This is a genomic window from Flavobacterium sp. CFBP9031 (assembly GCF_034044945.1).
Lineage (GTDB): Bacteria > Bacteroidota > Bacteroidia > Flavobacteriales > Flavobacteriaceae > Flavobacterium.
This window is the reverse complement of sequence record NZ_JAXCWF010000010.1, coordinates 215,458-242,119: the sequence shown is the minus strand read 5'-3', so window position 1 is coordinate 242,119 and position 26,662 is coordinate 215,458. Positions and strand designations below refer to the sequence as shown.

Genomic DNA, 26,662 nt, shown 5'->3' with positions numbered 1-26,662 from the left:
AATTCCACAAAAGCAGATTAAAAACTTCCATGAAATTAGCTCCCGAAGAATTACTAGTAATTATTGATCCTCAAAAAGATTTCACAGACATTGGCGGAGATTATGCAAAAAGACATCCAATTAGTCATATACAGCGAGTTCAAAGTCAACTAAACGATTTAATCAAAAGGCTTGATAAGAATAAATTCGTGATTATTTTTTCCAATTATCAAAAAGACCAATTCGGAACCGGAACCTCTATGTGTATTGAAGAAACAAAAGGGCATGAAATTGATCTCGATTATGACGAATCTTCAATCCTAATTCCAAAAACAGAACACAGCAGTTTTTCCTCTCAGGAGTTTAAAGACTTCCTAAAAGAAAATCAAATTCGCAGACTTATTTTATGTGGTTTCTTAGCAGAATACTGCATCAAACAAACCGCTCTTGATGCTCTTAAAGCTAGTTATGAAATAGTGCTTCTAAAAGAATTAATTCAAACCGGAGACGATGTGCAGTATAGAATCGAAGAAGTTTTAGTAAATTTAGAAAGTCAAGGTGCCGTCGTAAAAGGCAATCTTGATTTCGAATAAACATCGATTATAAACATGCAAGTTTCACCTCCCAAAGAGTTATCACCTTATATTAAGCATTATCTGTTCTTAGATAATACCGAAACTGCTGTACAAAAATTTCGCCTGTTTTCTGATGGTAATACTGGTCTTGTCTTTTCGGTAAAAAGCAAACTTATTTCTGGAATTAATAAATACGAAATAAAAGAATATCTGCCCGCTTCCTTTTTATACGGACAGCTTAACGGTTTTAAAGATCTTTATTCTGAAAATGAAATAACGCTGATTGTTGTCGTTTTTCAGCCCAACGGAATCCATCAATTATTAGGCATTCCTGCCAATGAATTTCACGATGCTATTATTCCTGTTAAAGATGTATTCGATGAAAAAATCAAAACCCTTCAAGAGAACCTGTTTCAGCAAAACAACTCAATACGTGTTCAATTGTTGAATTCTTTTTTTAAGTCCTTAATTGTAGCAAAACCAGCCTCAAATCAGTTCATAATAAATCATTCTTTACACTTTATCATTAACAGTAAAGGGCATTTCTCTATAAAACAATTAGTTGAATATACTGGTTATACCGAAAGACATCTGGAAAGAAAATTCAAAGAATGCATTGGATTAAGTCCGAAGAAATTTGGCAACGTTGTAAGACTACATCATTTTTTAAAATTATTAAAAGACAAGTCTGACGATACCAATCTTACTACAATTAGTTACGATGCAGGATTTTCAGACCAATCACATTTAATAAAGGAATTTAAAAAAAACACTGGAATTACTCCGACAGAATATTTTTATAACACTGGGAAATTAACCAACAATCTCATAAAAAGAACATTCTAAAATGTCGGTTTTGTACAATTCATGGCCTATTGATCAAGCTATTTTTGATTTAATTATTAATAGCTTACAATATGAAAAATCTAAAAATAGCCACAGCCCAGTTCGAAAATAAAAGTGGCGACAAAAACTATAACTTATCTGTAATCAAAAAACTTTCTAAGAAAGCATCTGCCGAAGGTTGCGATGTGATTTCCTTTCACGAATGTTCTATAACCGGATATACATTTGCAAGAAACTTATCAAAAGAACAAATGCTGGACTTGGCAGAATTGATTCCCAATGGAGAAAGCATCTTAAAATTAATCGAAATTGCCAAAAACGATAACATTGTAATATTGGCCGGACTTTTTGAAAAAGACGAAAACGACAATCTATTCAAAGCGTATGTTTGTGTAGACAAAAATGGTTTAGTGGCCAAATATAGAAAACTGCATCCGTTTATAAATCCGTATTTAATACCTGGAGATCGTTATTGTATTTTTGAAATTGAAGGCTGGAAATGCGGTATTCTAATTTGTTACGACAACAATATTATTGAAAATGTTCGTGCCACAAAACTTCTAGGTGCCGACATTATATTTATGCCACACGTAACGATGTGCACGCCTTCTACCCGACCGGGTGCTGGTTTTGTAACGCCACAGCTTTGGGAAAACCGCGAAACCGACCCAACTTCGTTACGATTAGAATTCGACGGGATGAAAGGCCGTGACTGGTTAATGAAATGGCTGCCGGCAAGAGCTTACGACAATGCCATTTATGCTATCTTTTCGAACCCAATTGGCATGGACGATGATCAATTAAAAAACGGCTGTTCTATGATTATTGATCCTTTTGGAGATATTCTAGCCGAATGCCGCACTTTTGACGATTCTTTTGCAACGGCAATAATCACTCCCGAAAAATGCAATCTTGCAGGAGGAAGTCGTTATATAAAAGCTAGAAGACCAGAATTATATAGAGATATTATTGGTCAAAATCATGAATCTGAACAAAATGTAGTTTGGCTGAACTCTGATAAAAAAAGCATAAATTAAACATTTAGCCTCTCTAAAGCTATTGAAAGATTTACCTTTGAAGATTCATTAATCTACAGAATAAAGCCCAATAATGGAATTTTTTAAAACTACAACTCAGGATATCGATGCTGTTTTCGATATTTATAACGAAGCTACATCTTACCAGAAAACAGTAAACAATAAAAGCTGGAGAGGTTTTGAAAGAGCATTAATAGAAAAAGAAATTGATGAGAATCGTCATTTTATAATCAAAGAAGGAGACGAAGTTGCTTGTACCTTTGTACTAACTTTTAACGATTTAATTATCTGGAAAGAAGCCAGCAAAGATCCAGCAGTTTATTTACATCGTATTGCTACAAATCCAAAGTTTAGAGGACAATCTTATGTCAAAAAAATTGTAGAATGGGTTAAAGAATATGCCAAAGAAAATAATAAAGAATACATTAGGCTTGATACACACAGCGGAAACGAAAGAATAAATAAATATTATACCAGCTGTGGTTTTGAATATAAAGGAATAAGTACAATCGAGTGGACAAATGAATTACCAGAACATTATAAAGAAGGTTCTTTTAGTTTATTTGAGATTAAGCTTTAAAAAAACAAACCCTTGTGAAGTCCTTCACAAGGGTTTGTTTTTTATCGCAGAAAGGAAGGGATTCGAACCCTCGATACAGTTACCCATATACTAGCTTTCCAGGCTAGCTCCTTAAACCACTCGGACACCTTTCTATTTTGGTCTGCAAATAACACAAAAAAATCTGACTTTACAAAAGTAAAACGTAAGTTCCTTTTATATACTTTTTTTAAATTCTTCCATAAATAGTTTTACCGCTTTTTTCTGGTAACCTCCCATTGTCAGCATGTAGGAATCTCTCTTTGTAGAAACTCCCGTAATTTGAATGGCTTGTAAGCTATCCCAATCTTTTAGAGCCATTTCGGCAACAATTGTGGCCCAATCGCTATTTTCGACCATTTGCAATAATGCGTGAATAGACTGGAGCTCTATCGAAATTTTAGGTTTCATATTAAACTTTTTAAACAATTCTTCGACATATTCTCGCGAATTGGATCCTTTCCCTGGCAATATCAACGGAATCTCCTCTATTTTCTTAAAAGCAATTTTGTCCAAATTGGCCAAAGCATGATTTTTAGAAACCACCATAACCATATTTGAAGTAAATAATGGCACTTTCTGAATCGGCATTTCAATTTCGTGTGACGAAATAACGAATACTAAATCTAATTCGTTGTCAAGCAATTTCTGTTCTAAAACCTCAGTAGTTCCGTACTCGACAATAATTTTAAGATTTTGGTATTTCTTAGCAAATGCATTAACAACAGGCAATATCAATAACCCAAAAATATAAGTCACGCCAATACGTAATTCGCCGCCAATCATTTCGTTTAAATCCTCAATGGCCTGTTTTCCGTTTTCTACATTCTCTACTACTTTTTTAGCATGAATTAAAAAAACCGAACCTGCTTCTGTCAATTGCACTTTTTTGCCGATACGCTTAAACAAAGGCAAACCAAGTTCTTCTTCGAGTTTTTTAATTTGTTGCGAAAGTCCCGATTGGGTTACAAAACACAATTCTGCCGCTTTGGTAAAGTGCAAAACCTCAGCTGTTTTGATAAAATATTGCAGTTGATAAATTTCCATATTGATAAGTTTTACTACTTATTATCAGTAAAATTATTAATTTTTCTAATGCTATCATAATCCCGACCTTTGTATTAAATATTTAGAGTTATGTTTAAAGCCTTAAAATCAAAAAATTTCAAATTATTTTTCTACGGTCAATCGGTATCCGTTATCGGAACCTGGTTGCAAAAAACAGCAGTAAGCTGGATGGTTTACAGCATTACAGGATCTGTTTTTCTATTAGGTTTGGCAACTTTCTTAAGTATGATTCCGTCTTTGTTTCTGGCACCTTTAGCAGGAAGCATTATTGGGCGTTATGACAGACATCGAGCGATGATGGTATTGCAATCTTTGGCAATGCTTCAAGCTGGAGCTCTAGCCTTGCTTATTTATCTTAAAATTTACAATATCAATTTTATACTTGCGCTAAGTCTTATTCAGGGAATTATCAATGCTTTTGATATGACGTGCCGTCAAACCATGATGATTGATATTGTTGATAATAAAGAAGATCTCCCGAATGCTGTAGCGCTAAACTCTACCATGAATAATTTTGCCAGAATTGCAGGTCCTGCTCTTGCTGGAATTATCTTGCATCAATATGGAGAAGATATCTGTTTTATTGGAAATTTCGTGAGTTATGTTCCTGTCTTGATTTCATTAATGATGATGAAAATCACTCCACATATTAAAGCCGAAAATAAGCTGAATATGCTAGATGATTTAGTAGAAGGTTTAGATTATGTAAAAAAAGAAACCGAAATGGCCAGAATGCTTTTAATGCTTACCTGCAGCAGTTTATTCGTCATTTCTTTTAATACTTTGATGCCGGTTTTTGCAAAAGATATCTTTAACGGAAATGCCGAAACTTTCAGCTGGTTTGAAAGCGCTGCCGGAATTGGTTCTGTTTTGTCTGCAATTTATTTGGCCAATCTAAAATCTGCTGAAAACATGAACAAATTGATGATCTCAGCAAGTTTACTTCTTGGTTTCAGCGTAATTATTCTGGCCCTTTCAAGCAGTATTACAATTGCATTGATCTGTATGACTTTAAGCGGAATTGGAATGATGGGACAAACTTCTTCTATCAACATTTACATTCAGACTCACAGTACTGTCAATATGCGCTCAAGAAGCATTAGCTACTACATGATGGCTTATCAAGGAATGATTCCTGTGGGAAGTTTAATTATTGGATATGTTTCTCACTTTTTAGGTGTAAGAGCTACAGTCGCTGTTCAGGGAATTATCTGTATTATTTCTGTAATCGTTTATTTGTATTACAAAAAACATAAAGCAATCGAAGATTTGGAAACTTGCCCGGTTACTTATAAAAATTCGAAGTTTTAAGTTTTAAATTCCAATTGCATTTTGTCATCCTGACGGAGGAAGGATCACACTAGTAACTCCGCATGCAAAATAACCCATCTTTGTCGAGTTTCTTGTGTGATCCTTCCTCCGTCAGGATGACAAAATGAAACGGTTAAGTGAAATTTTTTTAAATAAAAAAATCCCAAATTCCAAATTTAGATTTTGAAATTTGGAATTTGGAATTTAAAAAATATTGGAATTTAAATTTAAGATATTTCCCCGCGAAGTGCAGTTTCAAAAATATCTTTAAACTCATTTTGAGGAATATTATGACCAAGCAAATACATTAATTTAGTAATTGCTGCTTCTGTCGTGATGTCTTTTCCTGAGATCACTCCAAGTGATTTTAAAGCTGTACTGGTTTCGTATTGTCCCATATTCACGCTTCCGCCCGAGCATTGCGTTACGTTTACGATATGCATTCCAGATTTGATTGCTTTTTCTATTAGGTTTAAAAACCAATCTTCTGTTGGAGCATTTCCTGAACCATAGGTTTCCAGAATGATTCCTCGTAAACCTTTCGTTGAAAGAATGGAAGCTAGAACAATTTCACTCATTCCAGGAAACATTTTTATAATCGCAACGTGATTGTCTAATTTTTTATGAACGATCAGTTTTGCATCTTTATTTATTGGAAGAAATAAATGCTTGTTTAATTTTAAATGAACACCAGATTCTACCAATTCAGGATAATTTGGCGCTGTAAAAGCTCTAAAATGTTCTGCATTTACTTTAGAAGTTCGGTTTCCGCGGTATAATTTGTATTCAAAATACAAACACACTTCTGTAATAACCGGTTTTCCGTTTTCTTGAAGAGAAGCAATCTGAATTGCTGTAATCAAGTTTTCTTTCGCATCGGTACGCAAATCACCAATTGGCAATTGCGAGCCTGTAAACACAACTGGTTTGGCCAAATTCTCGAGCATAAAGCTTAATGCCGAAGCAGAATACGACATGGTATCTGATCCATGAAGCACTACAAATCCGTCGTAAGTATTGTAATTTTCCTCGATAATGGTGGCAATTCTTGTCCACATTTCGGGATTCATATTAGAAGAATCAATTGGATGTTCGAACGAAATTGATTCAATTTCGCAGTCCAATTGTTTAATTTCTGGTATTTTCTGAATTAATTTACCAAAATTGAAGGCTTTAAGCGCTCCAGTTTCAAAATCTTTGCTCATACCGATAGTTCCTCCGGTATAAACCAATAATATTTTTGATTTAGATGACATCTTGGTATTTCAATTTATTGACAACAGGGTTAGCATACATAGCCAAGAATCCTTGTCTTGTCACAGGATTATCGCTTCCGATACGCATTTCTAAACGACGCTCAAAAAGCTGCTTTTCGCTTTCTTTATACTTGTGAGCAAACTTGTCTGTTTCGTTTAAAATATCGTAAGCAATAAAGTTTGTTGGCCATAATTGGTAGTTTTTCAAAATAACATCATCAATAGTTTGTGCCAAAGCTTGAACTTGCTTGTTTGCATTATCGTTTTCAGCCACAATCTGATCGATTTCTGTATCTAGAACATCGCCAACAGAAATGTGTATTCTTTTCTTCGTTCCCATGATACCACTTAAAATGGTCATGAAATCTTCATTTTTGTCTTTTACGTAAACCTCATTATTTGCTTCTGCCATTAATTGCGGCATTTTCAAAACATCGGTAGGATCGTATTCGTAAGAAATAGAAACTGGAACAATTTTTAATTTCTTAAAATAATCCATTAAGTTTTCTTCGTCAGAACCCATTCCGATCATTTTTAAAACTCCTGGATTGGTTTCGTCATTTCCATCTTTTGTTCTTCCTTCTCTTTGGGCAATCCAAACCGAACGATTTTCGCGAAGGAGTAATTGTCCCATATATTCAGACAACAACTTTGAACTTTGCAGCATTTCACGAGGCGTTAATCCTCTTAAAACCAAAAAGTTTCTATTTAATTTTGCTAAAGTTGCCAAGAAAGCTTTCTTTACTAAATTATCTCCAATTGCCGAAGCAGTCATCACCAAACCATGTTCGAATAAACAAACATTTAATAATGTTGTATCCAAAAGAATATCTCTATGATTCGAGATAAATAGATAAGAAGTATTGGGTTCTAGTTTCTCAAAACCTGAAGTTGTAAGACCTTCAGAACTTTTTTCTAAAACTTTCTGGATTGTATTGTAAATAAAATTGCATTGAAAATCACGAATAGAATGTGTTTTCTTTAATTGTTCCTTCCAAACCTCATCTTCGACATCCGGAAAAGTAAAGTTCATCATGGTTTTCATCATAGGATGATTTACTACACCATGAAGTGCTTCATTTATTTCGGAATCATAAAACGGTCGAATGGCATCAAATCTCTGCATTATTTATTTGGGTTTAAGTGGGCAAAAGAACAAAAAAAAAATTAAAGTTTTGTAAGGTACAAGTTAAATCCCGAAAACGTCTTTAGAATTCTGGGTTGTAATTGCTGCAATTTCTTCTGTAGAAACACCATATACATCGCTTAATTTATCGATAACGTTGACCAAATAACTGCTTTCGTTTCTTTTTCCTCTGTAAGGAATCGGAGCTAAATACGGCGAATCTGTCTCCAAAACGATGTGTTTTAAATCGATTTGATTTAAAAACTGATCGATTTTTCCGTTCTTAAAAGTAACAACGCCGCCAATTCCTAATTTCATTTTGTAGGAAATCGCACGTTCTGCTTGTTCTAAAGTTCCGGAAAAACAATGAAAAATCCCAAATAAATCTTCAGATTTTTCTTCTTCTAGCACTTCAAAGATTTCATCAAAAGCTTCTCTGCAATGAATTACAATGGGTAATTTATATTGTTTTGCTAACTGAATTTGTCTTTTAAAAGCGATTTGCTGTTCTTTTAAATGGGTTTTATCCCAATACAAATCGATCCCGATTTCGCCGACAGCATAGAATTTTCTTTTAGATAATTCTGCTTCTACATGCGCCAATTCTTCCAGATAATTATCTTTTACGTAGGTGGGATGCAAACCCATCATTAGAAATACATTTTCGGGATAGTTTTTCTCCAAATCGTACATAGACTGCGTAGCGGCGGCATCAATTGCTGGAATAAAAAAACGAGTAATTCCGGCATCAATTGCGCGCTGAATCATGGCGTCACGATCCTGATCAAATTCTTCAGAATATAAATGCGTGTGGGTATCGGTAATAATTGGTGTTGAATTCAAGACTATAATTTTAAAGCGCCAAAATTACGACAATAATAAAAGAATAGCAATTTCGTAAATGGGACACGGATAAAACGGATTTCACTTTCGTGAAAACGCTGATTTTAACTGATTTTCTCTTTTTTATAAATGCCTAAAAATAAAAAACCTTTGTCAAAGCTTGGAGCTTTGACAAAGGTCAGAATAATAATCACCTAATTTTTGTTATTCTGAAGAACAAAGGGCCTCACAAGAAGCGTCGAAAAGAAAACCCCCATTTTTTCTCTCGATCAGCTAGTGTGACCCCTCGTTCTTCAGTATGACAAACGAGGCTTTATTTTCCCGTTTCTATATATAGCAAAGCCCGTTCCAAAACTTCATCTTTGCCTTGTTGAATACCTAAAATTGTTGGTTTTACCTCAATATCGGGTACGATTCCTATACGTTGGGTTTCTCTTCCGTCTGGGTAGTAAACGCCAATACCAGAGAAATTAGTATGATAGCCACTAAAATCAAATTCAAAAACATTTCCGTCCGCTCCAGCAGTCTGACTTCCAATAATTGTGGTATTCCCAGCTGTTTGAAAACACATCGCCGTCCATTCTGACTGGCTTATAGAATCTTCATTAAGCAATACAATTACTTTTCCTTTGTAATTGTCTTTATTTTCAAATCCCGCTTTTCTTCCTTCTTCCCAAATATACTTTCCTGGATAATTTGGATATGGATAGGTATAAAGGCAAAATTCTTTTTCTTCAGAATTCAAAAAATTACCAATTTCTCCAAAAGTTCCATTTGGATAATTTCTCATATCAAAAACTATAGCTTTTGTCGATTTCAGAGCATCAATCATATTAGGAACATTTTTGGGTTTAATAACTCCCATGTTTACGTAACCAATATTATTGTCCAAAAGTTTAAATTTATCTTTCTTTATTTGTGCTCCTTTTTTATACTCATTTCGATGTGAATCGTGATAGTTAAACCAAGTCATTGACTTTGTTTCGTATTTTCCATCTTTCAGGAATTCTACATTTACCTTTTCAGATTCACTCACTAAAATTGTGCGCAGAACTTTATCCAGAAAAGCAACCTCGTTTGAAGCAGAAACAATATCTCTTTTCTCTTCAATAATTTCTCTAATGCTCTTATCGTTTATTTTAGTAATTACAGTTCCAATTTTAATATTGTCGACCTCTGCAAGACTATCTCCCAAAATCTCGGTAATTACTAATTTTTCATCTATTACTTTACCTGTTGCTGGAAAATAATAAAAACTCTTTTTTGCTGTTTCAGACGGGTAAATATGAAACTGGACATGAGTATCATTGAGTTTTGCAGCCGCTTTTCTCAATACTTTATAAAAATCTTCTGGTGTTTTGGATTCAACAACAGAAGGCAATAACTCATTTAAAGTTTTATCCCATCTCTGATCCATTATGTATTTGTATGGATAATAATATTCTACCACATTCCAATACGCATAAAACATTAAAAACTTTGAATTTTTATTAGTGTAATCAAGATTAAAATAGTTTTTTAAGTTTTTAAAACCGTCAAAACTTGGTCCAAATTCTTCATTACTTTGAAATCTATTTTCTTCGATAAATTTTAATTTTTTTGAGAGCCTTTTAGAAAACAATTTGTCATTGAACCAGCTTAGATCAAAGTTCTTATCAAAAAATTTAACCTCTTTTGGAGTAACAATTGGAGCAATTTCTTTTACTGGTCCCAAATCATCAATCCAATTTTCTAAGATTAAAGAGAACTCTTCTTTAGTTTGTGCTTTTTCTATTAATGGCAATTTCTCCAAAAGCTGATTATCCCAATTCAATTCTCCATTAGCCACTTTTGGATGATAATATTTTAAGAAACCCCAAATTTTGCAAGTCGCAGCCAACTTTTCAGTCTCGGTAATTTTATTGAAACTAAAAATGGTTTGCGAACAAATAAAAAGAAACAACAGGATAACTTTTTTCATTTTGGTTTTAATGGTTAGGTTAAATTGATTTTGGGCTATTCCTTAAAAAAGAAAATCGAATTTAGAACTAAAATTCCAAATTCGATTGAGGTTTTCCGTAAAGAGATAAAATTTTTCTTAATAATTAATTTTTATTCCAATTCTTCTAGCAGTTGTTCTACGTCATCATAGCCTTCATAGTCTTGCGAAATAGTCTGTAAAATGGCTTTGCATTCGTTATATTTTCCTTGTTTTAGCTTAGATAAAGCCAGATTCCACTTTGCTTTTTCTTTGTAAATAGAATTTCCAGCTTCCAATTCTTTAAAAATGGTTTCTGCTTTTACGTATTTGCTTACCTGCAATAATGAAACAGCATAAAAATATTTTATTTCGTCTGAATTGTTTTCCTTCAAAATCATTTCAAAAATCGGAATCGCGATATCATATCTTTTTCCGTTAAAATTATTTTCTGCTTGTTTTAAAATTGCTTCAGAAACCCCTCTTTCTGTAAAATAAGCACTTTCTGGATGGTTATAATCTTCAAAATTAGGATAATGTCTATAATCGAAGAAAAACAATCCGAACATTACAATTATAGAAATTGCTACGGCAAAATACCAAGGTTTAAGCGACGCTGTTTTATGTTTCTTTTTATTGAAATATTTGTCGGAAATTTTAGTCAGGTTTTCTTCAAAAGCAACTCTATTCTCTATTTCTAGTTTATTTTCGTTTCCATAATGCTTTTGTTCTTCTTCAAATTTTTCTGTTTGAGCAATCAATTCGTGAGCAGATTCATTAACAGATACCACGTTTTCATAAATTGTCACATCCTTATGGGCAGAATTTTTCAGTTCGTTTAGCCAGCGTCTTTTACAGAGCAAGAAAAAATAAGCATCAAATGGACATGTTAGGTGAAGTTTTCCTGCTTTCGCCTGATTAAAAAGCAAAACCATGATTTCGTGAACCACATCCTGCGCTTGATCTTTGTCTCCAGAATTATTGGTTATAAACTGGACCACTTTGGGCGCAAACTTTTTATATATCATTTCAATTACTACCGAGTCATTTGCAGCAAGTCCGTCGATATATTTTTGATCAGGATGAATTGTATTTAGATCCATAAAAAAGCATTTTATAGCTAATTTAAAAAAAAGAATCCTAAAAATCTTAAAAAACAAAAGGTAACCACATTATAATCAACTGCATATAATCAAAAAAACTTCATTAAAAAGCTAAAAAAAAGAAAGGAATAAAATGAGAAACGACCTACCGTATATTTCGGAACTCCTAAAAGGCTTGCAATTATATCTTTTGCATATCATTAGTTTTTTGGGTTTAATTGCTTTATTTTTGAGTTTCAATCAATACGTAGGAATGGAAAATCTTCACGAAATTCTCAAAATAGAGAAGTACAAAAAAATAAAGTTTAAAATAACCAAAACACAGCATTTACTAATTAAAGCTAAAATTAATGGCTATTCTGGAAATTTTATTTTAGATACAGGCGCATCAAATACTTGTGTAGGTTTTGAGTCTATTGAACGTTTTGAACTTGCTGCAAAAAATTCTAAAACAAAAGCTTCTGGAGCTGGCGGGACTGGAATGGCAACACAGATTTCGTCTCAAAATAAACTGCAATTAGGCAGCTGGAAAAGTAAAGATTTTAGCATTGTCATTTTTGATCTTTCGCATGTAAACGAAGCATTAGAATCGTACAAGGCAAAACCGGTTCACGGTATTATTGGTGCCGATGTTTTATTGCAAGGAAAAGCAATTATTGACTATTTTAACCATTATTTGTACCTTAAGTAGAAAAATTCCAAGTTCTAAATAAAAAAGTCTCCATTAAAATGAAGACTTTTTAGATTTATACTGTTTCTCGATTATTAATTTCTATTTTTGGAGTGACATGTTTTTTCAATGAAAAATAAGCAACAACTGTACTTAGCAACATTAAAACTCCTCCTAAAATAAAAGGCGCTCCAGCAAATTTAAACGGTGCATCATCGTGCGTGAAAAAGTAAAATGTATTGGCCATCATGGGCGGACCAATAATAGAAGAAGCACTCATTAAACTGGTTAAAGTTCCTTGAATTTCTCCTTGCTCGTTTGGTTCGACTTTACTTGCTACAACAGACTGTAATGCTGGCCCAGCAATTCCGCCAAGACAATACGGAATTAAAAACACAAACATCATCCAGCTTTCTGTTGCAAAAGCAAATAATAGCATTCCGATTGTATATAAAGCTAAACCGATGTAAATACTTTTCTCGTTTCCAATTTTCGGATTGATGTATCTAACCAATCCGCCTTGCACAACTCCTACCAAGAGACCGATTATTCCTAATGAGATTCCGATCATTCTTTCGTCCCAATTAAATTGATAAATGGTAAAGAAACTCCAATTGCTTTGTACGGCATGCGAACCTACATACAACAAAAATATTGCGGCAATTAAACCAATTAAAGTTGGGTATTTTCTCAAACCTAAAATAGCTCCAATTGGATTGGCACGTTTCCAATCAAAAGGTCTGCGGTTTTCTTTTTTAAGGGATTCTGGTAAAATAAAAAATCCATAAAGAAAGTTTACCATACATAAAATGGCTGCAGCATAAAAAGGAACTCGTGATCCGTATTGTCCTAAAAGCCCTCCAATAACTGGTCCGATGATAAATCCTAATCCGAAAGCAGCACCTACTAATCCAAAATTCTTAGCTCTATTTTCAGCAGTGCTAACATCGGCAATATAAGCCGAAGCGGTTGTAATACTCGCGCCAGTAACTCCAGCAATAATCCTTCCGATAAAAAGCCAGATAATGGTTGGCGAGAACGCCAGTAAAATATAATCTAAAGAAAATCCGAAAAGGGAAATTAAAATGATTGGTCTTCTTCCGAATTTATCACTTAAATTTCCAATTACAGGAGCAAATACAAATTGGGTTATCGCATACGCGAAAGTTAACCAGCCACCAATTTTTGCGGCTTCGCTGATGTCTCCATGAATCAATTCTTCGATTAATTTTGGTATTACAGGAATAATAATTCCCCATCCTGTAATGTCTATTAACATGGTTATGAAAATAAAACCAATAGCTGCTGACTTATCTTTTTGTAGCATAATTATTTTAGTAAGGTGATGCAAATAAACATATTTTTCAATTAACAATAGAAAAATTCCAAATCTCAACGTTCAAATTCCAAAAATCAAATTCCAAATTGCAATGTAAAGTGCTATTTTTTTCACGCAGATTTAATAAAGATTTGAGCAGATACACGCAGATTTCTTTTAATTTAATCTGCCAAAATCTGTACAATCTGCGTGAACTATTTTAAGTCTGAATTAAAAAAATCCCAAATTCCTAATTGAAGGAACTTGGGATTTTAATGGGGAAATTCCAATTTCGGACTTTGGAATTTCTATTGAAAATCAAAACTATTAATGTGTATGTTTCGGATTAAAACCATCTTCGCTTAATTCTGTATGCTCATAATCGGCATGCATTTCAGCTTCGTAATCGATTTTTTCTCCTTTAGAGAACTTACGGATAATTTTCTCCATAATGTCGTAGATAACTGGTACAACAATCAAAGTAAGGAATAATGATGAAATCAAACCTCCAATGATTACCCATGCTAATCCGTTTTTCCATTCAGCTCCTGCTCCAGATGCTAATGCAATTGGGAACATACCAAACACCATCGCAATTGTTGTCATCAAGATCGGACGTAAACGAGCGTGGTTTGCTTGGATTAGGGCATTTCTAATTGATTCTCCCGCTGCTCTTCGCTGATTGGTATAATCGACAAGCATGATCGCATTCTTACACACCAGACCAATCAACATGATTACCCCTAAGATCGTAAAGATATTTAAAGTGTTGTTTGTTAATGCTAAGGCAAATAAAACTCCAATGAACGAAAGCGGAATAGCAAATAATACGACAAACGGGTGAACGAAACTATCATATAATCCAACCATTACAAGGTAAACCAAGATAATAGCTGCTAATAATGCGATTCCTAAAGTACCAAATCCTTCAGATTGGTTCTCTTGGTCACCACCCCAGATGTAGTTAACTCCAGTTGGTTTTTGCAATTTATCCAGTTTTGCTTGCCATTGCTGAACGATTGTTCCTGCTGGAACCCCAACGTTCTGACCTTGTACAGTTACAGAAGCTGTTTTATCTCTACGCTCTAATTTACTTGGTCCAGAACCTTCAGTAATTGTTGCGAATTGATTTAATTTAATTTGCTGACCAGCATTGTTGATGAAAATCAAATTACTAACATCTGTGATGTTTTTTCTATCAAATTCGTTGTATTTAATGTTGATGTCATATTCGTATTCACCAGCTCTAAATTTACCGTCTGTATTACCACTATAAGCTGTTTGCATAGTTAAACCAACCGTTTGAAGTGTTAATCCTAAAGCAGCCATTTTATCTCTGTCAACTTGAACGTTGATCTCAGGGTTTCCGTCCTCAACTGTTAATTTAATCTCAGTTGTTCCAGGAATAGTACGTAATTCAGCTTCAGCCATTTTTGCAAATTTCATCGCGCTTTCTACGTTTGGACCTGTTACAATCAAACCTAAAGTTGCATCCTCAGCAGTTCCTAAAATACCTACCGGAACCGTTTTTACTTTTGCACCAACTAAAACTTTTTCTAATTTACGTTTTACTTTTGCAGCGTATACGTTGGCGTCATCTGTACGATCTTTTTGCTCAATCATTTTAACGTCAATCTCAGCTTTATAAGCAGTTGCCTGAGCAGCTCCTAAACCTTCACTGGTTTGTCCTACAGTTGTAATTTGGCTGAAAACATATTTCTCTCCTTTTAAGAAAGCTTCTGCTTTTTGTGTCATAAAGTTTGTTTGCTCCAACGAAGCATCTTTTGGCATCTCAATTTGAACTAAGAACTCACCACTATCAGATGATGCAAAGAACTCTCCTCCAATATATCCACCTCCCATTAACCAGAAGATCGTACCAAAAAACAATACCAGAATAACTCCCATTGTTTTAATATAGTGATCTAAACACCAGTTTAACAAGTTAGATACCCAGTTAGTAAAACGAGTTAAGTAGCTTTCAAATCCTAAAATGATTTTTCCGAAAATGTTTTTACCTTCTATGTGTTCTAATTTTCCAAAACGAGAAGACAACCACGGAATAATAGTAAACGAAGCCAATAATGAGAACATCGTAGAGATAATTACCGTAACACAGAATTGTGTAATAATGTTCGATACTAATCCTGTACTCATTGCAATTGGCAAGAACACTACCACAATTACTAATGTAATCGAAGTTACCGTTGCACCAATTTCGGCAGTTCCATCATAAGCTGCACGGATTCGGCTTTTACCCATCTCCATGTGTCGATAAATATTCTCCAATACCACAATCGCGTCATCCACAAGAATACCAACAACAAGAGATAAACCAAGTAAAGACATTAAGTTAAGCGTATAACCTAATAAATAAATTCCGATAAATGTTGCAATCAAAGATGCTGGAATAGACACCATTACGATTAAGGAGTTTCTAATACTGTGCAAGAAGAACAACATTACGAAAGCTACCAGAATAACCGCAATTAATAAATCGTGTACAACAGAATCTGCTGCTTCAAGAGTAAAGACTGTACTGTCTTTTGCTACTTCCAATTTCAATTGAGCCGATTTATAATCGTTCTCTAAAGTCTTAATTGTCTTAATCAATTGCTCACTTACCGCAACGGCATTAGCATCTGACTGTTTTACAATTTGAAGTACAATCGCACTTTTTTGATCTACACGCGCAATTTTCTCCGCGATTTTTTGTGTATCCTGAACATCAGCAATATCTCCTAAACGAACTTGGATTCCGTCTTGTGAAGAAACTACTAAGTTTCTTAATTCATCTACGTTTTTATATTTACCCGCTAAACGAATTAATATTTTTTGGTTACGAGTTTGAATGTTACCCGTTGGGAAATCCAGATTCGAAGTTAAAATAGTCTGCTGCACCTGAGGAACTGAAAGTCCGTAACCTTGCATTTTTACTGCGTCAAGGTTTACTTGAATCTCACGCTCTTGACCACCAATAATGTTTACCTGAGCAACCCCTTGTACACGAGATAAAACTGGAGCAATCTTTTTATCGATCAAATCGTAAAACGCTGCTTCGTCCATTTTTCCATTCGCACCAAGCGTCATAATTGGTAAATCACTCAAAGAGAATTTAGTCAATGACGGTGGATCTGCATCGTCTGGAAGATCACTTAAAATGGCATTAATTTTACGCTGCGCATCGTTCATCGAAATATCAACATTTGCATTTGATGTCAATGTAATCGATACTACAGAAAGAGATTCATAAGATTTAGAATCAATTTTCTTGATATTTTCCAGAGACGCAATCGCATCTTCAATTTTCTTTGTTACTGTATTTTCAACCTCACTTGGAGAAGCTCCAGGATATACAGTTGAAACCGTAATAACGTTGGTTTCGAATTTTGGGATCAGCTCGTAGCCTAATTGGCTGTAGCTGAACAATCCACCAAGAGTCAGAATTGTAAACAATACAATTACCAACGACGGACGTTTTATGGATATTTCGGCTAATTTCATATATCTTATTTTTGGCTATAAGCTATATGCTGTAGGCTTTAGGCTTTTATTAAAGGCTTAAAGCTTATGGCTTAAGGCTTAGAGCGGTATAATTATTTAATAATTTCTACTGTATTTCCGTCTTGTAAGTTGATCTGACCTGTAACAATTACTACTTCTCCGTCATTTAAACCATTAATGATTTCAACTTTATCTCCTAAAATTCTTCCAGCTACAACTTTTTTCAATTTAGCAACATTGTTTTCTACAACAAAGATTTCGTTGCTGCTCACACTTCCAACAAAAGCATTTCTAGGAACCACTTTCAAGTTTTGTTTTTGGTTTTTAGCACCAAAGTTTGCCGTTCCATACATACCCGCTTTTAGGTCATTGTTCGCATTGTTTGTAATTTCAATTTCTACAGGGAAATTTAAAGACGCGTCTGCTTTTGCAGCGATGAAAGTAATTTTTCCACTAAACGATTTATCAGGATAAACACTTGCTGTAATGTCTACAGTCTGTCCTAATTTTAAACTAGCAACTTGCGTTTCGTTTACAGTAACAGCCAATTTTAATTTAGAAACATTTACAATATCAAATAAAGCAGTTGCAGGCATTCCAGCTAAAATAGAACCTGGTTCGATATATTTTTTATTGATGTATCCGTTAATTGGAGCTTTTACTCTTGTGTCTCCAACATTAATTTTAGCTTGAGTATAGTTAGATTGTGCATTAGTCAAAGCCAATTTTGCTTGATCTAATTGTTGTTTTGTAACACCGCCTGTTTTGAAAGCATTTTCATATCTAGCATAATCAGATTTTGCGTTTTGATATGCTGCTTCTGCTGCTTGAGCATTTACATTGATAACATCGCCTCTTACTGTTAAAAGAGTTTGTCCCACTCTTACATAGTCACCTTCTTTAACTAAAACACTAATTACTTTTCCAGATTTTTCAGCAGAAAAAGTCAATTCCTGAATCGGTGCGAAGTTTCCGTTTGCAGTAAAACCTAAGTTAACATCTTCTGTTTTAACTGTAGCTACTTTTACAGAAACTGCTGCATTTTTTTCTGCTACAATTGCAGTTTTCGCTTCGTTTTCTGTTTTGTTCTTATTTAGAATGTAGTTAATCCCGACAATAGCCACGACTATGATTACGATTGTTATAATTATTTTCTTCATTGTAATAATTTGTTATTTAGTAAGAGATTTTAGTTCGCCTTTCGATTTGATTAGAGATATTTCGGCAATTTTATAATTTAAAACTGCTCTTGTAAAATTATTTTGAGCTTCAAGTGATGCATTTTCTGCATCTAGCAAATCGGTTAAAGATGCTAAACCTTGAAGGTAATTGTTTTTAGTATTTCCTAAAATTTCTAACGCTAAACGCATGTTTTCTCTCTGATTCTCAATAGTCACAAGATTATTATTAATCTGCGTCATTGCATTTCTATAATCTAAATCAAGAGAAAGTTTAGTGTCTTTGATATCTTCTTGAAGAGATCTGATTTCAACATCAGCTTGTCTTACTCTAGAACGAGTTCCAAAACCTGTAAAAATCGGTACTCTCAAATTTAATCCGATTCCAGAGAAATCTGACCAGTATACTCCAGATGATGGTTTTGCAAACCAAGGAAATTCTGGACCTTGACCTATATAGTTATATCCAGCTGTCAATGAAAGAGTAGGATAATATTCTGCCTGAATTGCCTTTTTATTAAATACTAAAAGCTCTTCTTGTTTCTTTAAAAGCAGGTATTCTGTTCTGTTTTCAACATTTGGCTCTTCTGTTAAAGACGTTGGAACCACTTCAAATTCTTCTTTAGGCATCACAAATTGAGATTCGATAGGCATACCCATGTAGAATTTCAATGCATTTTCCTGCAGTTCAATTTGATTTTTAACTTGCTGACGATCTGTATCAATGTTAGACATTTTTACAATAATACGGTCTAAATCTATTTTTTTAGCCAACCCATTATCAAATTGTCCTTGCACAATATCACGAACCTTTTGAGTATTTACATAGTTACTGTCTAACAATATCAGTCTTTCACGCTGTACATAAACAGAATAGTAGTTATTTGCAACTCTTTCAATAACTTGTTCGTCTGTCAATTGACTATTAATCTGATAAAATTCACGTGTAGACTGTGCTGCTCTTAAACCTGTAAAAACCGCCTGATCAAATATTGCCTGAGTTAAAGAAACCCCAGCTGTTGATGTCCATTTCTGACCAAAAGCAGCTTGAATTGTCGTTCCTGGCTGTCCAAATCCCGCACCATCAATAACTGTTGTTTGAATGATAGGATTATAAGTTAAGTTACCATTTGCAGTTATTTGCGGTAATGCTCTCGAGCGTATTTCTTGAATTTTATATTCGCTGTTTTCGACCTGAAGTTTTGCCTTCTTAGCATCGGCTTTATTTTCAAGTGCATATGTAACAGCCTCTTTCAAGGTTAAGGTTTTGACTTGTGCGCCAGCAGTTATGCCTAGTGTACACAAAACTATAAGAAAGATTCTTTTCATAAGTAGTTACTATTTATTTTAAAAATTTGAGATGGCATCGTCATTTCCTCTTTTACAACTCTCCCAGAATAAAATGACGACAATTTGGATAATTAATTATTTATTTTTTTTAATTGCTTTTCTAATTCCTCTACTCCTTTTTCGGTTGCCATTGCACGAGTATGATACTCCAAGGCCTCCAACTCTATTCTTTGCGCTTCACTTTCAGAAACCGTATTTTCGTTTATATGAAAAACTAGAGTGTAATAAAACTTAACATATACCTCTACATTTAAATCACTTCTATATAGGCCTTCACGAATTCCTTTTTCGATATTTTCTCTAAAAAGTTGCGTACACTGATCAATTTCAAAAGACAAAATGTTTTGATAAATCTCTGGATAGTGTTTTTTCAACTGATAGATTGGCGAAGTGTCAATGTTGTTTTTAAACATATCACGAAACATTTCTCTAATCTCAAAATTCTCATGAATAGCGTTATAATTCTTTGCTATAATCGTGTCCATGATTTCGTGCACTTGGCCATGAACTAATGATGTGCTTTCCTCAATCAAAACTTCTTTGTTGCAGAAATATTTGTAAATCGTTTTTTTCGAAATACACATTTCACCTGCAATATCATCCATTGTAACACTCTTAAAACCAAGCTTTAAAAATAACTCGCTTGCTTTTGCTATAATCTTCTCTTTCATTTTAAATTCTCGAATTGCCTTACAAATATACTTTGGAAACTAAAATCAAAAAAATAGTTTCCGATATTTTTGTAATAATTTTACATTAATTTATTCTTTTAGTAAGATTTATATGCTAAATTCTAAATTTGCTATAAGTTTGATGTCTTTACCCAAAGCGGCGCCAGAAGAATGATTAAAAGAGCTAAAATCTAAACCAAAGTCTTCTCGTTTGATGTTTCCTTTAATTTCAAAAGCTACTTTCTTTTCTCCGTTATAAATATTTTCTCCCAGAAATTCAGCATCCAATTCAACTACTCTTGTAATATCTTTTATGGTTAAATCTCCTTTGAAGAAATTGATATTCTGATTTACTTTTTGAAATGAAGTCGATTTGAAGCTAATAATTGGATGCTCATCTTCTTCAAAAAAGTCTTGAAGCTGTAAATAAGCATCTATAGATTGGAAACTTTCATTTTTGTTATTGATATCCAAAGAGAATTCAACCGAAGCATCTTCAATCTCATTATCTTCAATGTTTACATAACCATCAAATTTATTTGTGCTTCCACCCATATAAGCAGTTCTCGATCTTCTCATTTCTAATAAAACATCTGACTGACTAGAATCTAAGGTCCATTTTGTTTTCATAAATACTTGATTTAATTGAGTTTATAAATCATTCAAACTCTTATGGAAACTTTTACAGTGTTCTTAGTTTCCATTATAACGCTGCAAATATAGACAGGAAACTCTAAATACCAAAAAAGTTTCCAAGTTTTTTAGAAAAAATTTTAACATCTTAGAAATGAGAATGGTTAAGAACCCTTTCTAATTCTTTAAAGAGCTTTTAATCATTTCAATAATTGAAATTCATATTTGAATTGTATCTTTGAGCCTCGAAATCAGAATTTATTATGCACGATATAAGTCAGTACCAAGATTTTTTCATCAATTATCTTCAAAGCCAAAACATACATAAAGAGCCTAAAAATCTTTACGAGCCTATAGAATATATTTTAGGACTTGGCGGAAAACGCATCCGTCCTGTTTTAACTTTAATGGCCGCAGAGGTTTTTGATACTGATTATTCGATTGCGCTTCCGGCAGCAATGGCGGTGGAAGTTTTTCATAACTTTTCGCTGGTTCATGATGACATTATGGATGATGCGCCTTTGAGAAGAGGACAAGTTACCGTGCATGAAAAATGGGATTTAAATACTGGGATTCTTTCTGGAGATGCCATGCTTATTTTGGCTTATCAGTATTTTGAACAATATGAACCGACTGTTTTTAGAAATCTAGCCAAATTATTCAGCAAAACAGCGCTTGAAGTTTGCGAAGGACAGCAGTGGGATGTAGATTTTGAAACTCGTAAAGATGTTACGATTCCGCAATATCTTAAAATGATTGAATACAAAACAGCTGTTTTGGTTGCAGCTGCCATGAAAATGGGCGCAATTGTATCTAAAACTTCTGAAAAAGAAGCCGATTTAATTTATGATTTCGGATTGAATTTAGGATTGGCCTTCCAGCTTCAAGATGATTATTTGGATGCTTTTGGAGATCCTGAAACTTTTGGAAAACAAGTAGGAGGAGATATTATTGAAAATAAAAAAACGTATTTGTATCTAAAAGCATTAGAATTTTCTACTGACGAAAAAGCTTCAGAATTAGAAAAATTATTTACGCTTCAGCTAGAAGATAATGTAGAAAAAATAGAAACTGCCAAAGCAATTTTTAACCAATCTGGAGCATCAAAAGCAACTCAGGAAGCAATTGAAATGTACACTTTTAAAGCTTTTGAAACATTAGAAAAAATGGAAATCGGCGATGAAAAGAAAAACGTTTTGAGGACTTTCGGAGAAAATTTAATGGGACGTAAAGTTTAGTATTCAGAAAAAAAAATCTACAATCAGCAATCTAAAATCTAAAATCACATGTTTGTAGCACCCGTAAATACCGAATCATTATTAGCGCAAGCGCAGGCAGAGACTTTATATTTGAATCTTATTGAGCAGATTAATAAAGACTTCAATCTTGCCAATGAAGGAATCGATTTTCCGTTGAGCATTTCGCCAGACGAATTAAAGATTCAGCTTCACGAAAAAGTTTACCGAATGATTCAGTACAAATTTGCTGAATACTTAAATTTGCTGTACATCATTGACGTTCCCGAAAACGAAATCAAACAACTTGACGGTTCAGATTTGGTGATTCTAGCTGAACAAGTTGCTTTCTTGATTTTAAAAAGAGAATGGCAGAAGGTTTGGTTTAGAAATTATTATAAATAAGATTCTGAGGTTCTGAGATGCTAAGATTCTAAGGTTTTTGCTGATCTATTAAAAACTCTCTCATAAAAACGCTAATTTTAAAATAATCTTCTATATCTTCAGTACCAAAACATGCCCAGTAATAAATTGTATATTCATGAATATGGAAATCTATTTCCAAAAAAATTTTAACTATATTCAAATAGTTTAAGAATAATTTTTCCCCATTCTGCTCTTCTGTCGCCTGGATTATAGTTTCCATAAGAACAAACTTTTCTTCTTCATCTCTTAAATTCTTGTATAATTCAATATACTTTTCAATTTCATTTGGATTTGCAATTTCATAGGACCAATCCTGCATAAAATCATTATACTCTACATCCAATTTCTTAGCTAAGAAAGCTATTGCCTTTCCTGTTCCGCATCTAAATTCTGGCTCAACTACTATTAAAATATATTTTTAAATTATCTTGTTGCTAAAAAACTTAGAATCTTAGCATCTCAGAACCTTAGCAACTTCAAAAATAAACCCTCACAAAAGGCATAAACCCTGAACCGTAAAGACTTTTATTAGGATCGTATAAAACATCGTAACGTGCACCAATTGTCACGTTTCCTGTTCTATAACCTGCTCCTAGATATAATGCGGTATTCCAATAAGAATCGGAAAAACCGGGATGATAATAATTTTCATCGTAGTCGGTATCGACCTTAACTTGTTCCAATTCTGCAGATAATTGAAGTTGCGGAATCGGGTTTACAAGCGTTATAAAACTTCCGCCGTAAACAAATGATTCGTAATAATTCTTTTGATATAAATAACCAAATTGCAATCCAACTCCAAGGGCAACAATTTCGTTGACATTGTAAATGGCGCTTGGCATTACAGAGACATTCGTGTATCCTGAACCAAACCCAAGACCTAAACCGCCTCCAAATTGAACTTTTTCCCAAAAATGGTTACTGTTGTCAATGACATATTTTTGTTGTGCAATACTATAACTTGAAAATAAGACGGCCAAAATCACAAAAAAATATCTGCAATCGATTGAAAATTGAATTTTATTCATAGTTAACGTTTATTTTAACAAATTTTTACGTAAAAGTACGTAAAAAAAAGATTTAAATAAATGTGATTGTTGTACTTTTGCCTTTCTATATAACAAAAAAGTATATTCACTCATATTATGGATAGGTTTTCATTTTTAAACGCAGCGCATACCGAGTTTTTTGCACAATTATACGATCAATATTTAGTTAACCCAGACAGCGTTGAGCCTAGCTGGAGAAGTTTTTTTCAAGGTTTTGACTTTGGACAAACAACTTATAACGACGAAAATCCAGTGCAAACGATCGTTGAGTACGTGACTAGCGATAACGCAGACTGTAGTTTGGTTTCAGAAAAACTGCAAAAAGAATTCAATGTACTAAAATTAATCGACGGATACCGTACGCGCGGGCATTTATTCACGAAAACAAATCCTGTTCGTGACCGTAGAACTTCATCTCCAACTTTGGATATTGAAAACTTCGGATTAACAACAGCTGATCTTTCAACTGTTTTTGATGCTGCTCAAACAATCGGCATGGCGCCTTCTTCTTTACAAGATATCGTAAATCGTCTTAAAGCTATTTACTGCCAGCATATCGGTATTGAATATATGTACATTAGAAATCCTGGTGTTGTAAAATGGATTCAGGACAAATTGGCTGTAAATGTTAATCAGCCAAATTTCTCTACAGAAGAAAAGAAAACAATCTTAAATAAATTAAACGAAGCTGTTTCTTTTGAAAACTTCCTTCATACTAAATATGTTGGACAAAAACGTTTCTCATTAGAAGGAGGAGAATCTATCATCCCAGCTTTAGATGCTTTGATCGAGCAAGCTGCTGAAAAAGGTGTTGAACAATTCGTAATGGGAATGGCTCACCGTGGTCGTTTGAACGTTTTGGCAAACATCTTCGGAAAATCTACTCAAGATATCTTTGGTGAGTTTGACGGTAAAGATTACGATCAAGAATATTTTGACGGTGACGTAAAATACCACTTAGGCCTTACTGCCGACAAAAAAACAAGATCTGGAAAAAGCATCAACATCAATTTAGCACCAAACCCTTCTCACTTAGAAACTGTTGGAGCTGTAATTGAAGGTATCACAAGAGCTAAACAAGATAAATACTATGCTGACGATTTCTCTAAAGTATTGCCAATCGCAGTACACGGAGATGCTGCAATTGCAGGTCAAGGTATTTTATATGAAATCATTCAGATGGCTCAACTTGATGGTTACAAAACTGGAGGAACAATCCACATCGTAATTAACAACCAAGTTGGATTTACAACAAACTACTTAGACGCTCGTTCTTCTACTTATTGTACAGACGTTGCTAAAGTAACCCTTTCTCCAGTATTACACGTAAATGCTGATGATGCAGAAGCTGTTGTACACGCTGTATCTTTTGCATTAGACTACAGAATGCAATTTGGACGTGACGTATTTATTGACTTATTAGGATATAGAAAATACGGACATAATGAAGGTGACGAACCTCGTTTTACACAACCTGTTTTATACAAAATCATTGCTAAACATAAAAACCCAAGAGACATCTACGCAGATAAATTACTTTCTGACGGTGTAATCGATGCATCTTATGTTAATGCTTTAGAAAAACAATACAAATCTGCTTTAGAAGAAAACTTAGAAGCTTCACGTAAAAAAGACTTAACAATCATTACTCCATTCATGAAAAACGAATGGGACGGATTTGTTCAAGTAACAGATACTCAAATGCTTCAAAAAGTTGATACTACTTTTGCTAAAGAAGGATTAGATTCTATCATTAAGACAATCTCAACTTTACCAGAAGACAAAAAGTTTATCAACAAAATAAGTAAAATTGTTACAGACAGAAAAGCTGGTTACGATAACAATACCATCGATTGGGGAACTGCAGAAGCATTAGCTTACGGTTCTCTTTTAACAGAAGGATTTGACGTTCGTATTTCTGGTCAAGACGTTGAGCGTGGTACATTCTCTCACCGTCATGCTGTTGTAAAAGTAGAAGATTCTGAAGAAGAGGTAATCTTATTGAACGCTATTGAAAACAAAAAAGGAAACTTTGGCGTATTCAATTCACTTTTATCAGAATATGGAGTTTTAGGTTTTGATTATGGATATGCATTAGCAAACCCAAAAGCCTTAACAATTTGGGAAGCACAATTTGGAGATTTCTCTAACGGTGCTCAAATCATGATTGACCAATACATTTCTTGTGGCGAAGATAAATGGAACAACCAAAACGGTATTGTTTTATTATTGCCTCACGGATATGAAGGTCAAGGTGCAGAACACTCTTCTGCAAGAATGGAACGTTACTTACAGCTTTGCGCAAGACACAACATGTATGTTGCCGATTGTACAACGCCAGCTAACTTCTTCCACTTATTAAGAAGACAAATGAAAACGAATTTCCGTAAACCATTGGTAGTTTTCTCTCCAAAAAGTTTATTGCGTGATCCAAGATGTGTATCTACAGTTGAAGAAATTGCAAATGGAAGTTTCCAAGAAACAATTGATGACAATACAGTAGACAAAAAAGGTGTAAAAACTTTAGTTTTTGTTACAGGTAAATTCTACTATGATATCGTAGCAGAAAGAGAAAACAACGGAAGAAATGATGTTGCAGTGGTTCGTATCGAACAATTATTCCCTTTCCCTGTAGATCAAATCAAAGAAATTATTGCACAATATCCAAATGCTGACGATTATGTTTGGGCGCAAGAAGAGCCTAAAAACATGGGAGCTTACAGCTTTATGTTAATGAACTTCGATCTTGTAAAATGGAGATTGGCTTCATTAAAAGCATATTCTGCTCCAGCATCTGGAAGCTACACACGTGCAAAACGTCGTCATGCAGATGCAATTAGAATGGTATTCGATAAAAATTTATTCAGATAATAAAAAAATGTTTCAAGTTTCAATCCCGATAGCTATCGGGAATGAAACCATAAAAACC

The 26,662-nt window shown here is 33.9% G+C and carries 23 protein-coding genes and 1 tRNA gene; 9 read left to right on the top strand and 15 right to left on the bottom strand.

What is annotated here, in order from left to right; translation table 11 throughout:
* The first annotated feature begins 29 nt into the window (after window positions 1-29).
* From SOM12_RS17695 to SOM12_RS17680, 4 genes are all read left to right on the top strand, one after another.
* Window positions 30-572, top strand: coding sequence for a cysteine hydrolase family protein (locus tag SOM12_RS17695; RefSeq protein WP_320494643.1), 543 nt, complete (start codon window positions 30-32; stop codon window positions 570-572).
* Between the two features lie 15 nt (window positions 573-587).
* The gene (locus SOM12_RS17690; protein ID WP_320494642.1) at window positions 588-1,400 is read left to right on the top strand and encodes an AraC family transcriptional regulator; all 813 of its coding nucleotides are present in this window, start codon (window positions 588-590) and stop codon (window positions 1,398-1,400) included.
* Window positions 1,401-1,471: 71 nt separating this feature from the next.
* Window positions 1,472-2,437 carry a nitrilase family protein gene (locus SOM12_RS17685; protein ID WP_320494641.1) on the top strand — a complete coding sequence of 322 codons (966 nt, stop codon included), beginning with the start codon at window positions 1,472-1,474 and terminating at the stop codon, window positions 2,435-2,437.
* Window positions 2,438-2,510: 73 nt separating this feature from the next.
* Complete coding sequence (locus SOM12_RS17680) at window positions 2,511-3,017, top strand: GNAT family N-acetyltransferase (protein WP_320494639.1); 507 nt, start codon at window positions 2,511-2,513, stop codon at window positions 3,015-3,017.
* A gap of 47 nt (window positions 3,018-3,064) precedes the next feature.
* Here SOM12_RS17680 and SOM12_RS17675 read toward each other — a convergent pair.
* Both SOM12_RS17675 and SOM12_RS17670 read right to left on the bottom strand, forming a co-directional pair.
* A tRNA-Ser gene (locus SOM12_RS17675) sits at window positions 3,065-3,151 on the bottom strand.
* Between the two features lie 61 nt (window positions 3,152-3,212).
* On the bottom strand, window positions 3,213-4,082 hold the full coding sequence (locus SOM12_RS17670) for a LysR substrate-binding domain-containing protein (RefSeq protein WP_320494638.1): 870 nt from the start codon (window positions 4,080-4,082) through the stop codon (window positions 3,213-3,215).
* Window positions 4,083-4,172: 90 nt separating this feature from the next.
* Between SOM12_RS17670 and SOM12_RS17665 the strand changes: the two genes are divergently transcribed.
* Window positions 4,173-5,414: an MFS transporter gene (locus SOM12_RS17665; RefSeq protein ID WP_095929680.1), complete on the top strand. Its 1,242-nt coding sequence runs from the start codon at window positions 4,173-4,175 to the stop codon at window positions 5,412-5,414.
* A 227-nt stretch (window positions 5,415-5,641) separates the two neighbouring features.
* Here the strand turns inward: SOM12_RS17665 and SOM12_RS17660 are convergent, their stop codons facing one another.
* From SOM12_RS17660 to SOM12_RS17640, 5 genes are all read right to left on the bottom strand, one after another.
* Complete coding sequence (locus SOM12_RS17660; protein ID WP_320494637.1) at window positions 5,642-6,670, bottom strand: asparaginase; 1,029 nt, start codon at window positions 6,668-6,670, stop codon at window positions 5,642-5,644.
* Window positions 6,660-7,796: a 1-acyl-sn-glycerol-3-phosphate acyltransferase gene (locus SOM12_RS17655; protein ID WP_095929678.1), complete on the bottom strand. Its 1,137-nt coding sequence runs from the start codon at window positions 7,794-7,796 to the stop codon at window positions 6,660-6,662. The genes SOM12_RS17660 and SOM12_RS17655 overlap by 11 nt, the downstream gene beginning before the upstream one ends.
* 63 nt (window positions 7,797-7,859) lie before the next feature.
* Window positions 7,860-8,639 (bottom strand): TatD family hydrolase, encoded by a 780-nt coding sequence (locus SOM12_RS17650; RefSeq protein ID WP_320494635.1) that lies wholly within the window; start codon window positions 8,637-8,639, stop codon window positions 7,860-7,862.
* A 313-nt stretch (window positions 8,640-8,952) separates the two neighbouring features.
* Window positions 8,953-10,599 carry a S41 family peptidase gene (locus SOM12_RS17645; RefSeq protein WP_095929676.1) on the bottom strand — a complete coding sequence of 549 codons (1,647 nt, stop codon included), beginning with the start codon at window positions 10,597-10,599 and terminating at the stop codon, window positions 8,953-8,955.
* 131 nt (window positions 10,600-10,730) lie between these two features.
* Window positions 10,731-11,699 (bottom strand): tetratricopeptide repeat protein, encoded by a 969-nt coding sequence (locus tag SOM12_RS17640; protein WP_320494633.1) that lies wholly within the window; start codon window positions 11,697-11,699, stop codon window positions 10,731-10,733.
* A 253-nt stretch (window positions 11,700-11,952) separates the two neighbouring features.
* On the opposite strand from SOM12_RS17640, the gene SOM12_RS17635 reads away from it, so the two are divergent.
* Window positions 11,953-12,390, top strand: coding sequence for a retropepsin-like aspartic protease (locus SOM12_RS17635; RefSeq protein WP_095929782.1), 438 nt, complete (start codon window positions 11,953-11,955; stop codon window positions 12,388-12,390).
* Window positions 12,391-12,445: 55 nt separating this feature from the next.
* Here SOM12_RS17635 and SOM12_RS17630 read toward each other — a convergent pair whose 3' ends face one another.
* From SOM12_RS17630 to SOM12_RS17605, 6 genes are all read right to left on the bottom strand, one after another.
* Complete coding sequence (locus tag SOM12_RS17630; RefSeq protein WP_320494632.1) at window positions 12,446-13,696, bottom strand: TCR/Tet family MFS transporter; 1,251 nt, start codon at window positions 13,694-13,696, stop codon at window positions 12,446-12,448.
* Between the two features lie 318 nt (window positions 13,697-14,014).
* The gene (locus SOM12_RS17625; protein WP_320494631.1) at window positions 14,015-17,191 is read right to left on the bottom strand and encodes an efflux RND transporter permease subunit; all 3,177 of its coding nucleotides are present in this window, start codon (window positions 17,189-17,191) and stop codon (window positions 14,015-14,017) included.
* Between the two features lie 92 nt (window positions 17,192-17,283).
* Window positions 17,284-18,351: an efflux RND transporter periplasmic adaptor subunit gene (locus SOM12_RS17620; RefSeq protein ID WP_320494630.1), complete on the bottom strand. Its 1,068-nt coding sequence runs from the start codon at window positions 18,349-18,351 to the stop codon at window positions 17,284-17,286.
* A 12-nt stretch (window positions 18,352-18,363) separates the two neighbouring features.
* Window positions 18,364-19,698: a TolC family protein gene (locus SOM12_RS17615; RefSeq protein WP_095929671.1), complete on the bottom strand. Its 1,335-nt coding sequence runs from the start codon at window positions 19,696-19,698 to the stop codon at window positions 18,364-18,366.
* Between the two features lie 92 nt (window positions 19,699-19,790).
* Window positions 19,791-20,390 (bottom strand): TetR/AcrR family transcriptional regulator, encoded by a 600-nt coding sequence (locus tag SOM12_RS17610; RefSeq protein ID WP_095929670.1) that lies wholly within the window; start codon window positions 20,388-20,390, stop codon window positions 19,791-19,793.
* Window positions 20,391-20,498: 108 nt separating this feature from the next.
* The gene (locus SOM12_RS17605) at window positions 20,499-21,020 is read right to left on the bottom strand and encodes a YceI family protein (protein ID WP_095929669.1); all 522 of its coding nucleotides are present in this window, start codon (window positions 21,018-21,020) and stop codon (window positions 20,499-20,501) included.
* Between the two features lie 266 nt (window positions 21,021-21,286).
* Here SOM12_RS17605 and SOM12_RS17600 point away from each other — a divergent pair, with 266 nt between their 5' ends.
* Together SOM12_RS17600 and SOM12_RS17595 are read left to right on the top strand one after the other, a co-directional pair.
* Complete coding sequence (locus tag SOM12_RS17600; RefSeq protein WP_320494628.1) at window positions 21,287-22,261, top strand: polyprenyl synthetase family protein; 975 nt, start codon at window positions 21,287-21,289, stop codon at window positions 22,259-22,261.
* A gap of 48 nt (window positions 22,262-22,309) precedes the next feature.
* Window positions 22,310-22,663, top strand: coding sequence for a hypothetical protein (locus tag SOM12_RS17595; protein ID WP_111286231.1), 354 nt, complete (start codon window positions 22,310-22,312; stop codon window positions 22,661-22,663).
* Between the two features lie 28 nt (window positions 22,664-22,691).
* Here SOM12_RS17595 and SOM12_RS17590 read toward each other — a convergent pair whose 3' ends face one another.
* Both SOM12_RS17590 and SOM12_RS17585 read right to left on the bottom strand, forming a co-directional pair.
* Window positions 22,692-23,027, bottom strand: a complete 336-nt coding sequence (locus tag SOM12_RS17590) for a hypothetical protein (RefSeq protein WP_320494624.1) — start codon at window positions 23,025-23,027, stop codon at window positions 22,692-22,694.
* Between the two features lie 133 nt (window positions 23,028-23,160).
* Window positions 23,161-23,712 (bottom strand): hypothetical protein, encoded by a 552-nt coding sequence (locus SOM12_RS17585; RefSeq protein ID WP_320494622.1) that lies wholly within the window; start codon window positions 23,710-23,712, stop codon window positions 23,161-23,163.
* 117 nt (window positions 23,713-23,829) lie between these two features.
* On the opposite strand from SOM12_RS17585, the gene SOM12_RS17580 reads away from it, so the two are divergent.
* Window positions 23,830-26,604: a 2-oxoglutarate dehydrogenase E1 component gene (locus SOM12_RS17580; protein WP_320494621.1), complete on the top strand. Its 2,775-nt coding sequence runs from the start codon at window positions 23,830-23,832 to the stop codon at window positions 26,602-26,604.
* The last annotated feature ends 58 nt before the right edge of the window (window positions 26,605-26,662 follow it).